The sequence below is a fragment of the Altibacter sp. HG106 genome (assembly GCF_028561755.1).
In the GTDB taxonomy this organism is placed as follows: Bacteria; Bacteroidota; Bacteroidia; order Flavobacteriales; family Flavobacteriaceae; genus DFVG01.
This window is the reverse complement of sequence record NZ_JAQQTD010000002.1, coordinates 495,599-509,174: the sequence shown is the minus strand read 5'-3', so window position 1 is coordinate 509,174 and position 13,576 is coordinate 495,599. Positions and strand designations below refer to the sequence as shown.

At 40.8% G+C, this 13,576-nt stretch carries 11 protein-coding genes and 1 tRNA gene; 4 read left to right on the top strand and 8 right to left on the bottom strand.

Annotated elements, in window-relative coordinates:
* Positions 1–13 precede the first annotated feature (13 nt).
* Positions 14–994 carry a YpdA family putative bacillithiol disulfide reductase gene (locus tag PO830_RS05125; RefSeq protein WP_272852456.1) on the top strand — a complete coding sequence of 327 codons (981 nt, stop codon included), beginning with the start codon at positions 14–16 and terminating at the stop codon, positions 992–994.
* Here PO830_RS05125 and PO830_RS05120 read toward each other — a convergent pair.
* Both PO830_RS05120 and PO830_RS05115 read right to left on the bottom strand, forming a co-directional pair.
* On the bottom strand, positions 975–1,808 hold the full coding sequence (locus PO830_RS05120) for a zinc-dependent peptidase (protein ID WP_272852455.1): 834 nt from the start codon (positions 1,806–1,808) through the stop codon (positions 975–977). The genes PO830_RS05125 and PO830_RS05120 overlap by 20 nt on opposite strands.
* A 101-nt stretch (positions 1,809–1,909) precedes the next feature.
* Positions 1,910–2,443, bottom strand: coding sequence for a hypothetical protein (locus PO830_RS05115; protein WP_272852454.1), 534 nt, complete (start codon positions 2,441–2,443; stop codon positions 1,910–1,912).
* 113 nt (positions 2,444–2,556) lie between these two features.
* On the opposite strand from PO830_RS05115, the gene PO830_RS05110 reads away from it, so the two are divergent.
* From PO830_RS05110 to PO830_RS05100, 3 genes are all read left to right on the top strand, one after another.
* Positions 2,557–3,009, top strand: coding sequence for a GatB/YqeY domain-containing protein (locus PO830_RS05110; protein WP_272852453.1), 453 nt, complete (start codon positions 2,557–2,559; stop codon positions 3,007–3,009).
* 10 nt (positions 3,010–3,019) lie between these two features.
* A tRNA-Arg gene (locus tag PO830_RS05105) sits at positions 3,020–3,093 on the top strand.
* 76 nt (positions 3,094–3,169) lie between these two features.
* Positions 3,170–4,375 carry a site-specific integrase gene (locus tag PO830_RS05100; protein WP_272852452.1) on the top strand — a complete coding sequence of 402 codons (1,206 nt, stop codon included), beginning with the start codon at positions 3,170–3,172 and terminating at the stop codon, positions 4,373–4,375.
* Here PO830_RS05100 and PO830_RS05095 read toward each other — a convergent pair.
* From PO830_RS05095 to PO830_RS05070, 6 genes are all read right to left on the bottom strand, one after another.
* Positions 4,364–6,208: a hypothetical protein gene (locus PO830_RS05095; RefSeq protein WP_272852451.1), complete on the bottom strand. Its 1,845-nt coding sequence runs from the start codon at positions 6,206–6,208 to the stop codon at positions 4,364–4,366. The genes PO830_RS05100 and PO830_RS05095 overlap by 12 nt on opposite strands.
* Complete coding sequence (locus PO830_RS05090; RefSeq protein WP_272852450.1) at positions 6,183–8,396, bottom strand: hypothetical protein; 2,214 nt, start codon at positions 8,394–8,396, stop codon at positions 6,183–6,185. The genes PO830_RS05095 and PO830_RS05090 overlap by 26 nt, the downstream gene beginning before the upstream one ends.
* A 1-nt stretch (position 8,397) precedes the next feature.
* Positions 8,398–8,802: a hypothetical protein gene (locus PO830_RS05085; protein ID WP_272852449.1), complete on the bottom strand. Its 405-nt coding sequence runs from the start codon at positions 8,800–8,802 to the stop codon at positions 8,398–8,400.
* The gene (locus PO830_RS05080; protein WP_272852448.1) at positions 8,802–12,650 is read right to left on the bottom strand and encodes a phage tail tape measure protein; all 3,849 of its coding nucleotides are present in this window, start codon (positions 12,648–12,650) and stop codon (positions 8,802–8,804) included. The genes PO830_RS05085 and PO830_RS05080 overlap by 1 nt, the downstream gene beginning before the upstream one ends.
* 86 nt (positions 12,651–12,736) lie before the next feature.
* Complete coding sequence (locus PO830_RS05075; RefSeq protein WP_272852447.1) at positions 12,737–12,910, bottom strand: hypothetical protein; 174 nt, start codon at positions 12,908–12,910, stop codon at positions 12,737–12,739.
* 215 nt (positions 12,911–13,125) lie between these two features.
* Entirely contained in the window at positions 13,126–13,572 is a 447-nt protein-coding gene (locus tag PO830_RS05070) for a hypothetical protein (RefSeq protein ID WP_272852446.1), read from the bottom strand.
* Positions 13,573–13,576: the final 4 nt, after the last annotated feature.

The following is a 13,576-nucleotide window of genomic DNA, read 5'->3' as shown; positions in this document are numbered from 1 at the left end:
GTACCTTTGTGCTATGACAAAAACGGATGTACTGATTATTGGAGCGGGTCCCATTGGCATCGCTTGTGGATTAGCGTGCCAAAAACGTGACATATCATACGTCGTGCTGGAACGCGGAACCCTCACGAACTCCCTCTACAATTATCCACTAAACATGCAGTTCTTTTCTACTTCGGAAAAATTGGAAATTGGTGGCATTCCGTTTATCAGCAACAGTCCAAAGCCTAACCGAGACGAGGCTTTAGAGTACTACCGAAGAGTAGCCACTTCAAATGCCCTGAACATACATCTCTATGAAGCTGTGACAGCGGTAATCAAGGAGGGAGACCAGTTTACAGTCCAATCATCGAAAAACACCTATCACGCTAGAAAAATAATTGTTGGAACCGGTTTTTACGATATTCCTAAACTCTTAGGAGTACCCGGGGAAGACCTTCCAAAAGTAAGTCACTATTTCAAGGAAGCCCACCCCTATGTCATGCAGAAAACCATTGTCGTGGGCGCCAGCAATTCTGCGGTAGACGCTGCTTTGGAAATTTGGCAGAAAGGAGGAGAGGTCACCATGGTGGTGCGCGGACCGCACATTGGAGAGCGCGTAAAGTATTGGGTGAAACCCAATATTGAAAATCGTATAAAAGAAGGCAGTATAAAGGCGTATTTTAGTGCCGAGATTTCAGAAATAACAGAAGATTCGGTAGAGATCACTACACCAGAGGGTCCTAAAACCTTACCCAATGATTTTGTGGTAGCCCTTACTGGATACCGACCCGACTTTAGTTTCTTGCAAACACTAGGCGTAACCCTTTCCGAAGACGACAAACATTTCCCCACCTACGATCCGGAGACGATGGAATCAAATGTGGAAGGACTTTACCTGGCCGGAGTCATCTGCGGCGGTATGGAAACGCACAAATGGTTTATTGAGAACAGCCGGGTACATGCCGATATTATCACCGACCATATTGCGGAGACGCTTAGTATCCCGCAAAGGTAAAATTGAGTAGTTTTTGAGTGTGTTGGTATAACTTCGGAAAATTGCCCTTGAAGTCACTGGGAGATTCTATAAAGTATTCGGCCAGTACTGCCATAAATTCAAACTGATTGGTAAAGGCATACGACCGAAAATATTGTGTCTGATCTAACTTTTCCCGCGTTTCGTCTTCAATTAACGTTTTTAGGATATTCTGAAATTGCTTTGCGAATCGGGTTGAATCTAGGTCTCGAGCATTCGTAGCCTCCAACTGCATGGCATGCATGAACTCATGAATTCCGAGATTCAAATTGTCATTATCGATCTGAAAACCTTCTTCAAAGTGGTGCCAGGATAACACCAACGCACGATCTCGGGGGTTGAATTCTCCACGATGCAACGAATCGTTCCGGGAGCTGTAGAACTCATTGGGAAAGATGAGAATATGTTCAATGAGCGCGTATTCGTAATTTCTTCTTCCGAAGCTAAGCATACAACCCACCGCAGCGATGAGAATTCGCATGCGCTCGGTGACCTCGAGACCTTCCCTACCTAGAAACTTCTTATCAACCAAAAAGGTAGCCACCCGGTGTCGAAATTGACGTTGTAATTGCGGTGTTAAGGCACGATAAAAAGAAAATTCTTCCTCTAAGATCTGAACTTGCGGAGGAGTTAATGTTTTATACACCCAATAGTGTCGAAAGAGGGGTTTGTCAAAACGAGCCGCGTACCAATTCTCGAAAATTCTGAATACAATGAATCCGAATCCCAACAATACAATGGCGTAGGCATAAGGTGCCATCCAGCTGATATCGTCATGGGGTTGAATCGTAACCATACCCTAAATTTGGGGAGTGAAATATAACGATTTATTCTGATTTTCAATTTTATAGCTAGCGGTAAAACGTTTGAACGGTAGTATTTCGTATCGATGCCGACCTAATTCTTACCCCCCTCTCCTTTAAAGTGTTGTGATTTATTTTTGAAAAGTACATTGAAGCTCGTTAAACTACCGTAACAACGCGTAATGTATTGCTGAAGATCTACTTTGTCTTGGTCGTCCAGATTTGAATTTGAGTTGATTTTTTGTTCCATGACACGAAGTCGGTCGCGAAGCATTACAATTTTATGAAAAAAGGTATCGATTGGAATTTCTTTCGAAGATAAATTGGTGTCGGAAGGATTCAGCACTAAAGTTCCGCCTTTATATTTATCGGCGATGGGTACAATTTCGCTGGCGTCGCTCCATTTTTTTAGGATACTACGCAAACTGCGTTCTACTTCATAAAAGCTCACGGTATCTAGATCGTCATCGGAAGCTTCGATCACTTCAAAATCATCTGAAAGATCAATCGTTTCGAGGCCGCTATCAATAAATGTCACCCAATACATTTTCGAATCTACATTGGTGACAACTCCTTTTCCGTATTCGGGGTGATTTATACGAGACCCGATTCCTAATATGCTGGTCATAGGTTTAATGTTATAGTTCGATTTGAAAATACATATATTTTTTAAGGCGGAAAAAGAAGAGGCACTATTTGATTCGCGATAGATTAATAGTTATCTTCGCAACCTATTACGATATGAGTCTACAGAACCAAATAATGGATGCCATGAAAGTGGCGATGAAAGCGAAAGACAGCACTTCGTTAGAAGCGTTGCGCGCTGTAAAATCTGCTTTATTACTAGCGCAGACAGAAGCTGGCGGGAAGGATGGAATGTCTGAAACGGAAGAAGTTAAGTTGTTGCAAAAGCTCGTCAAGCAACGCAAGGATAGTGCTGCTATTTATGAAGAGCAAGGTCGCAACGATTTGGCAGCGCCCGAACTAGCACAGGCAGAAGTTATTTCACGTTTCTTACCGGCGCAAGCTTCCGAAGCAGAGATTACCAAGGTTGTAGATGACGTAATCGCCAAAACCGGTGCTTCGTCCATGCAAGACATGGGGAAAGTCATGGGAATGGCAAATCAGGAATTGGCTGGAAAAGCCGATGGAAAAACGATTTCCACGATTGTCAAGCAGCGCTTGATGTCATAAGATACATATTGGCCGCGTAGTTCAACTGGATAGAATATCAGATTTCGGCTCTGAGGGTTGGGGGTTCGAATCCTCCCGCGGTCACAAAAACATCTAGTGCTATTTGAGAAGTAGCATATAACCGCTCATTGTGAGCAGTTTAACTAAAAGCTACTTCTCTATGATATCACCAATCACTGCCCAGGAGCAGATTTTTGACACAAGAGTTGACACAAACAAATGGCTTGTGTCAATACGTACTAAAATCACAATGCGATCGGAAGTTTCTAAAGATGGAACTTCCTTACTCTACTTATATGCTACGGGCGACTCTCAGAAGGTTCGAATTAACTTAGATATTCGTGTACCACCCAAGCTGTGGAACCCTAAGAAACAGCGCCTAGATAGCGCTGAATCACATCACAAGGACATCAACCTTATTCTCGATAACGTTGATTCAAAAATTACCGCCATTAAAACTACCTACAGACTCTCATCAAAGCATTTGACCCTCGAGACTTTCAAAGATGAGTTTATCAATGGCATTCCCAGAGTAGACTTTATCCCATTCGCCAAATATGAAATTAACTCCCGCTACAAGAGCAAAATCATTACCAAGTCCACTCGAGATAGATACCTGGCCGTTATACGCAAACTTGCAAAATTCCGTTCACGAATTTTATTCAGTGATATCAACCATGAATTATTTAGCAAAATTCGTGGCTGGATGAGCGACCAGGAAAATAAAAGCACAACAATAGAGGCTAATATTTCAGTCATAAAGAGCATTCTAATGTCGGCGGCCAAGTCAAACATTCCCTTACCAATTAATCCGGAAGATATCTCAGTAGGCGATACCAACGGCGACCGAACAGATCTCAAACCGAAAGAAGTAAAGCGTCTGATGAAATTCTATCAATCTGATTTCATAAATGACTCCTATCGCATCATTACGGGCTACTTTCTATTCGTTTGCTTTAACAACCTGCGAATTTCAGAGCTTCAGAATATTGATCGTGATCAATTTCATGACGACTATTATGAATACTACAACAAGAAATCAAAAAGAACCGAACGGAAAAAAATCAATCAAACCACTCGTGAAATTTTAGAGAGATCACCTGAACTATTTATTGAAAAGTATTCGGACAAGCACTTAAATAAAACACTCAAGAAGATCGTTGCGCTTTGCGGCATCACTAAAAAAGTCAGCTTTCACACCGGCAGGCACACCTTTGCCACCAATTTTTTGAGAATGGGTGGAGACGTTATTTCATTAATGCACTTAATGGGGCACAAGGACCTAAAAACCACAATGATATACGTACATATCGTTAACAGTGAAGCAAACGAAAAAATGGCATTAATGGACAAATTACTCGATTGAGTCCGTTTCTATCTCGGTCTCCATGGTGAACCTTCCTACCTTTGTAATCGAAAGCTTCTTAACAACATGATATTTCCCATAAGCGAAGAAATTTGATTCAGTAGTGAGATTCTTTATTTGCTCAGAATCACTTCTAAAGATCCATTTATAAGTGTTCGCATCGATCTGAAATAATAGCCACGTACTATAATTGTCATCGAATATCTTCTGTATTTCATACTCCATTGGCTCAAAAGTCAAATTCTTACCACCTATCAGTCCTGAGTACAAAACCACTTGGATCCTTGATTTATCATTTACGATATCAAGAGCTGTTCTATCTCCGGACCTCGTTTCATTTGGAAGATAAACACCAGGGATGCGAATCTGTTTTGTGTCCCTGTTTGTTACATAAGGCTTTGTGGCCACACCCGTATTATCAATTAGCAACCCTCCATAATCAAAATCCTCATTGCTTGGGTTATCATACACCAACTCAAAGCTTTTCCCTTTATTCAATGTTATTTCCGGAAATTCTTCTTCCGAAAATCTTCCATCGAATATTTCGCCCTGACCTACCTTGTCGGATATTTTATTTAGATAGACATCTGTCCCATCAACTGTTCCTCTATAATTGCTTAGTGTCCGGACGAACTCAACAAGATCACCAAATGTTACATCCGGGACACACTTAGTCAAATCAATCACATTTGGCGCAATTAACCGCGGTATTGCATCGCCATTAATATCAAATGCAACCAGCTGCGAAACTGTAATATCTAAGATTGTCGCATCCTCAATAACAGCACCTCCTTGGATTCCATAATTTAAATTTATTGAATTGAATGTTAATTCCATATTACTTTCCCCCACAGGCACTTCAAAGGTTCCATCCACAAAATAGTACTTCTCAGATTCCCATGAGCGCCATAACCACAATCGAACTCCGTTTAATCTTATTTCAGCATATGCAAATGGGGCAAACGGAGTTCCTAGCGCCCGTAAAAACAGATTTCCATTTACCAAATACCTTCCTGGATCCTCAATGATAATTGTTTCCTGATACCTTTTAAATGGACCGTCATAAGGCGCTATAAATTCATCAGTCTTTACTACCATTTCCTGACTCCCACTGTCTGTTATGCTGCCATAATACTCTGAGAATCTATACAAAAAAGCATTTTGAAACCTACTATCCTCCAATACATCACCTTTCAACTCAAATCCGCCCATCTCAAAACCTTTCTTGAGGACATACAATAGATGCGGTAAAGGTTGCATTATGTTATAATTCTTTTGAGTATCCGTAGCCAGATCATATTCGTTTACAACAAAAGAACCTCCCTGGTATAAATTCATTGAGCCTTCGAAAAACGCCCATTGTTCGTCTTCCGTATTTATCTCGTCGTTAAATATCCTTGGAAAATTATAGTCAACAACCGGGTAAGTAAGGTCTACCCGATCCTCTGCATGCTCATAGATACTTTCTCCTACCAACTCTTCTTTCAACAGCGGTAATTGTGAAAGCTTTAAATTAAAATTTGGAAATTCCTCGAAGCCATAGCGCAGCTCAAAATCAATAGTTCTACCTTTTACTTTTTTGATCTCCATAACGGCTTCATGCTCCCTGTCTCCCAAAATAAATATCACATCGAAGATTGTAAGATATCCAGTCGCGCCTCTCTGCCCAATATGCTTAAGTTTCACCAAAAGATCATCAGGCAATTCCATAACAATCGGATAAGTATACTTTGAAAGAAGATCCTCCTTATACCAATTGTTTTCCTCAATACGCGTGAATGAAGTATCAATCAAACTAATCTCAAAACTAGAATGTACTACTCGTATATTCATTTTCTAGATACACCTCAAATTTTATCTCATATTCGTAAAGTCCCCGTCGCGAATCAATATTCGAGACGTCTTGTGCTACCGCACGGCACATTATTGGAACACCTCCAGGGGCAAATATCCAACAAACATTAGATGCGCACAAAGCATCAATTCTTTCATCGTTTTCTTTCAAAACCCAACCAGTATTTGCCTGAAAAGCTACTCCCTTTTTATGCTCTAGCTTCCTGGTTATCTCAGTGAATCGTTCAAAACTTTTAGCAATCACATTATCATGAGCAGTTTTAAACACATAATCCCCCGTAAACTCAAAGCTTTCCAATAACTCATGCTCATTTACCCATACCAGATGATATGATTGTTGTCCCTCCGGAAACATTACATATTTCTGACCGTAGTATTTCCGATTGTCGCCTTCCAGAGTTACTCTAGGTGAATCGTAAATTCTTGCCTCTATAACATCACCAGGACTATAGGATGGGAAAGTCATAGCCCTTGCAAATATTTGAAATGATCCAGGCGTATTCACCAAGCTTTTTTCATAAATACCATTGCGATATACTTCGATCGTTTTATAGCTTCTTCTACTAAAAACATTGAGGTATACTTGTGATTTCTTGGTTACTCTAATCGCCGAATTTTTAACGTCCAATATTCCTAAATGATCATCAAACCTTACCGGTCTTCGTCCCTTTATAAAATATAGATCCTCAAATACTGCATCACTAATTACAACATCTCCAGTAATTCGATCGTTTATATTGAGCGTTAAATCTACTCTTGCGGGGTTGTAGTATTTCAAAAATGATGCAATCCCTAAATTTGAAAACACGTTGTAGAACGCAGCGTCTTCTAAGGTCAGAGTTTTATTCATCAGCATATGCATGGTTCGACCAATAAAAATCGAAACCATTGTGTCAAAAAAACTCTCTTTAAAATTGCTGTTAACCAAATCATATTCCAAGAATCCATGTCTATACACCTGACACTGTAAATTCCATGATAACTGATGGCTGTCTTCCCCGTAGACGTCACTAATAGTTGACTTGTCATACGTAAAATGATACCTACCTTCCTCTAAATTCATATCAAATCGGTCCACCACAGTGTGTAGCACTTCAATAATTATATCATCTTCAGGATTCTCAATACGAATTATCCCCTGATATTTACCAGCGGCTAAATTCCCTGATGCTATCGGCACTACATGAATGCTTGAATTACCGTTTCCCCCGGACGCCGACAATGACAACCAAGATGGACCACTAATTGTAAAATCTCCGGCTCCAATTAAATTTATGCTTTTGCTAGCTGCCTCATAAAATCCCTTCACGGCTTTAAAAGATAAAGCCAATGGATCAACAGTAAATCCTTCGGAATCATACTGAAAAACTCTTAAGGCCGAACTATCAATGTAATCTCCATCTTGAGCTGACATTGAAATATTTATTGCATGCATAGGCTCTGTCACCCCAAGATCCTCCACACTAACCAATAAAGCAGCTTGAATGGTTTGCTTACCACTCCCGGTATAAGTTTTGAAACCGCCTAACTCATATTGGAACTCTAAATTTCCTCCACTAAGCGCTGCGTGTTGGCCAATTGAAATCGTAAAATCCGTATTGCAATAAATATCAAGATCTACTGCTGCAGGTAAATCATTTCCAATTACATGTGTTATCTCATGATAAGACGGCTCTATTTGAACATCAAAATAACCAAGCCGGTATAAGGCAATCGTATAAACTTCCTGATCCACTTGTACTAGCTCACCCGTACTCAGTTTTCCAAAAACCTTATGGTGTACCAGAGCAAACCCGTTTCCTTCCGGAAGCAAACTCAAATTTTGAAAAGTAACAGTTGTTTCAACTGACAAATTTTCTTCAGTTAGAAGATAACCATTACCACTAGCGTCAGGCAATGGCCCTGAAAGAACAAACCACTGAGTACTAATACCTGGCCAATACCAACCAATAGATATTTGCACATAAAACTCATCATATATGTCTGTTCCCAGCGCATCAATGTAATTTTTGATACTAATAGGAATCACGATTGGATCAATTGACTCTCCAACAAAGCTTACAACGTTCAGTGGGCTTTCCGGAGAGAAAGACCAATTCTGTGCCGGAAGCTCCGCTCCATCAATAGATGAAAAATCCCTATTCTCTTTAACAATTAAGTTATACATCTCACTTTATATTTGCAGGAATGTCCGCTGGATCCTGAACCGCTATTCCCGTTACCACATTAACTGTTCCTATATCGTCTGTCTTCCAAACCTCGATCAACACATTTGGCAGGTTAATTTGTACTCGATCCTTAAAGCGAACTGCGCGCGCTTTATATAACAAAACAGGAAGTTTCTCATACGAATAGCTAAAAATGTTCTCGTTGTCTGTAATGAAAGGAACTACTTCAATTTCTTGCGCAGGATCTCCCTGGATTATTTTCGCTAATGTACCCGTTATACAGAGTTCATCATTCAAGGTAAGACCTGGAAAACTTTCTTCAAGTTCCTCATAAATACGATTCAATACAATGTTCACTCCCTCATCCAAAAACAATCGCTCATCGGAAAAATTACTATACGCCATTACTGCTTCGCTTTATTTTCAATTTCATTTAGACGATCAAATTCATCCCGAAACTTTTTGATATTTCTCATATCTCGAGACATCGTTGCTGTCACCCCTTCTGAGTACAATAGCTCGAGCAACATATTCTGTTTTGCCAGGAGCGCTTTCATCTCCTCATCACTTTGACGTGGAGTCGCATCCTGACTCATTGCGTTCGGACTTATATATCCACGCTCAAAACCTTTCACTCTGCGCAATTCGTTGGCAATACTATCTTTAAGGTTCGGGCTGAACTGCTTATAATCCGGTCCGCTGACAATAAGCTCCGGAAAATTTCTTCCGCTCTCTCCTGCTAGGAAAACCGTAGGTCTATCTACCATTCCGCTTCTAGATTCCCCTCCATATTCAGCATCAAAAACCTTCCCGTCCTGCTCTCTTCTTACTGGAATTCTATCGTAATATCCCTCTTCGAATCCTTTCGCGGGCAACGGCTGTCTAGCGATCGTCGCTAAATTAAGCGCACCCAGGGTACCAATAAGCACAGCTGCAATGGTCCCTCCAATCGGCCCTAATTGAGCATACGCCTGCATGATAGCGACAGAAGTATTGACTATAGTTTCTACAATAGCCATATCTTTCTGACGCTTTGCTTGTTTGTATTCAATCTCGGCTTTCATGCGAGCTACTTCCTTTTCACTCGCCTTTACAGCAGCGTCATGTTGCCGCTGATTGATCAAACCATTATCAAGTCGATTGTCTAATACTTCCCGTTTTCTGGCTTCGTTTTTTTCAAACTCAGCTAACCTTCTGTTTTCACCTGCAGATACATACTGATGATATTTAGCCCACGCATTTTGAAATGCATTGACGGCCATAACAGCTAGGTTGATTTTGTTTTTCGTAACATCAAGGTTCTCAAAAACCTGAGACCACTGCTCTGCAGAATAACCTAAAATATCAACATCCTCTTCAAGAATATTCAGACCTTCCTCCTCATCAGATCCTGATCCGGAACCCGATAATCCGCCTTTCTCCTTTGCAACTTCAGCCAACTTAAGTCTTAGATCCTCGAGCAGCTTTTTCATTTTTTCCGCCTCTTCCTCATCTAGCAGAGAAAGATCAAAACCACCAAAGTCACCCTGCTCGATGATTTGTTTCATCTCCCGAATAAGTTCCTTTAAGTGCTTTTCTTCACGATCTAACTCTTCCTTATCAAATTGCTTCTGAAGATCTGCTCTCGCCTTTTCATTGCCGGCCAGGGCAGCCATTTGATTATTATGCTCAGTAAGGCGGAGCGTTTTTTCTCGCTCATATTTTTCCTGGAGCTCAGATAATTGAGAATTATACCCTTCCTCAACCATCTTCCCGATCTCTAACTGATAAATTTCTTCTTCAAGGGTTAACTGCTCCTTCAAATTTTTGACAAGCTCTGCTTGATCATTTAGACGTTTTGGATCTGTCTCAGTTTTGAACATTTCATCTAGCACCTTTTGCTCTTCTTCAATGTTCGCCCGTAAAGAATCCATCTTTAAACGATGAGTAATCTCCATGTCGGCAAGCTCCTTGAGATAACTATCTTTGATCAACTGATTTCGCATCAACAGGGTTTCCTTCAATTGTGTATTTATCTCAGGATCCTGTTTCTGTGCTTTCTTTGTTCCTTCCGGTACAACTTTAGTCCACCTTCCATTTTTGAAAGTATAAAGCTCCCCTGCTATGAACCTAGTATCACCTTCTTTTGGCTTATCTCCTCCTGGTTCCCCATCAGGTTCAACTACGCCACCCGTGTCAATCAATCCCAAACGCTTCTTAAGGGCCTCTCTCTCCTCTAAAAGTTTATTTCCTTCAGACACGGCACCATTATAGAAACTCTCGGTTGCCTGAAGGTTTGTGATGGCCACACTCAACGCTCTACGATCTCTAAAACCCTGCTCGAATAATGTGCGCTCACCCTTGGTTCTATCCTGTACCAATGACAACAACGCTTTTGCGTTTTGAAGCTCTGTTTTATCGGCATCAAATTTAAAATCAGAATGTCGCTGAACTATGTCCGCTACCGTCTCGCGTAGCTTCTCCTCCCGTTTTAAATATTCCTCCTGCTTGTCTGCAGTATCTTCATTTTGCTCGTTGATCTCATCCTGCTTTCTAGCGAGTATTATTCGATTCACTAGCTCATCGTTTACCTTTTTCAAAGATTTTCTCAACTCCTCATTAGAGACAGTTTCCGCATCGATATCACCCAATAATTCCGGATATGAAGCCTTCAATTCGTTTATCAGCTTCAACCGATCCTCATTGCTAGTATTAACATTGAATATTCTACTTTGAAGCTTGAACAGCTCCAATCGCTGCTGTCTTACTGCATCCTCATTAGACTCTACAGCCCCTGTAATTCTTCCAATCAACTTTAAGAATGATTCTAGTCCTTTGGTTAATGCTCTAGACGCAAAAACGGCACGGAATCGGCGGCCAATCTTTTCGATAAGACCCGCGAGATTATCATTCTTCAGGTTATATTCATTAGTAAGAGAAATCGCTTCTTTTTGAGCATCGTTAGCGGTCTCTTGCCGCTTACGAAGAATATCAGTAGCACCAGATAGCGCTGCTAGCGCCTGGACACCTCTTGTACCTCCGGCATCCAGCTCCTCTATTTTTTGAGTCATGACCGAAAGTCCTTCATTGTTTCCATTGAGCCCCTCCAGGAACTTGATCATTGCTTCGTTACTATCCTCCTCGAGTAACTTGTTAAATTCCTTTATACTAACTCCTGCAATTTTCGCATATTCACCGGGATTTTGAAACATATCCAAAATCACCTTATTCATAGCAGTAGCTGCTACTTCAACGCTTTGTCCAATTTCATCAAATGTAGCCGCATAACCTATATTGTCCGCTGCTGATATCTTAGCCTGTGCTGCAATACCAGCCTGTCTTTTCAAATATTCAACTAAGAAGCCGGCCTGATTCGCTCCTGAAGCGGCTACCTCATTAATAGCAGATCCTAGAGAATCCATGGACCCGGCGAAATCTTTACCAGTCTCAGTCCCGACTTTATAAACATTAACCAACTTACCAACTTCGCGAATCTGTTCAGTAGATAAGTCATCACCCAAAGCAACTTTTAATTTATTGGCCTGCTCTACAAAAGCCATAATGTCCCGCTTCCCCTTGATGCCTAACCGACCGGCCTCTTCCGCAAGCTCGAGTAATTCAATTCGGGTAGTTCTTGTTGAAAATGCTCCAAAAGATTTGGTCATATCATCAACTTCCTTTTTTGTAAGACCAGTCGTTTTTTGCACGTTCGCCTGTGCATCACTTAGCTTCCCGGCGTAGTCAATAAACTTTTGGAAAGAAAATACAACTCCCGTTAATGTGGCCACCACCGCAGAACCCAAAGCCAAGTATTTATTGAAGCCATTAGCAAGCTTTGAGAGAGCGCCTTGTGAAGCACGAGCTCCATTTCTTAACTCCCACATTCTCTTATTAACTTGCTGCAGCTCATGTTGTAATTTTTTATACTGAACCGTATCAGGTACCATGTTATCCAACTGTGCCCTAAGACCCATGGCACGCTTTCGCAATTGCCCCATCGTAAGACCGGTCACCCCGACCGCTTTTTGCAGGGCGCTCATTTTTGAACGGTTTTGTTCAAGCTCATCCGAGTTTTTCTGTATCTCTGCAGAGAGCTTCTTATACTTCTCCGGATTTAATGACTTGTCTAGCTTTGAGCGCTCCGCACGAAGATCCTTATTTGCTTGAATAAGGGTGCGTTTACGCTTTTCTAAATCGTAGAGCTCTTTCTGCGCACTATTTCCATTGACAACAATGGAAAACCGCATCACTTCATCTACAATTCTTTTAGTCATAGGGGTTGAAAATTATACCCCAATGTTATTGAAGATCCTTTCAAAATTCTGTGACATGAAAAAAGCCCCGCAATGCAGGGCTTTGGTTAATCAAGATCAAATTCATCTGATCTATAAGCAGTGACATGCTGGTCCTCATCTTCAAGCACCAACACTTTCAATTTGGAATCCCATCTCCAAAGAGAGCCTGAGTCCACTTCAATACCTTCAATTGACTTTATATCACTTTTGTTTCGGTAATACTTCTCTTGATTTGACATGACTCAATTTAAGGTCGGGAAGGCGCTTGTCCAGCTCAAGAGTGTATTCACAAACTGCCACCGTAGTTACCACAGGTGGGCACCTTCCACGGTTTCCTTAAAATTCACACTCTTGATTCGACAACTCAAAAATAAAAAAAGCCGCCCAAACAGGCGGCTTAAAAATGAAGATCTCGCGATAACACGATCTATACTAAGTTGATAAACAAATATAATTATTTTCTCACAGTAAAATACGTGTCAATTTCAAAGCCTAATTCAGAAAAACTGCGAAACTGACTGACATCACATTTATCTTTTTGCTCTACTCGGCTTGAAGGCTGGATATCCATCACTTTTAAATTAACTGTAAATGAATTATCCCCAATAGATACTGTAATCCTTATTGTGGATGCAAACTTTCTATTTCCTCGTTTCAAATTATTGAAGAGAAAATCTCTCGTTATTTTGGTCCCGTAGGCATGTGTTTCCGCAATCGGAATACCACCTAAGAAAGTTTTCTCACTCAATTGTTTCAACATTCTTTTGTGGCTCTCTTCCTCTCCATTTACCAAATTCATGTACGTTCTAGATTTCGTAAAATCTCCCGCTTCATAACCAAATGGATTCAGGATCTCTTGATCATGAAAGTCTAACTTCTTTCTAAACAGATTCTTCAGCATGACT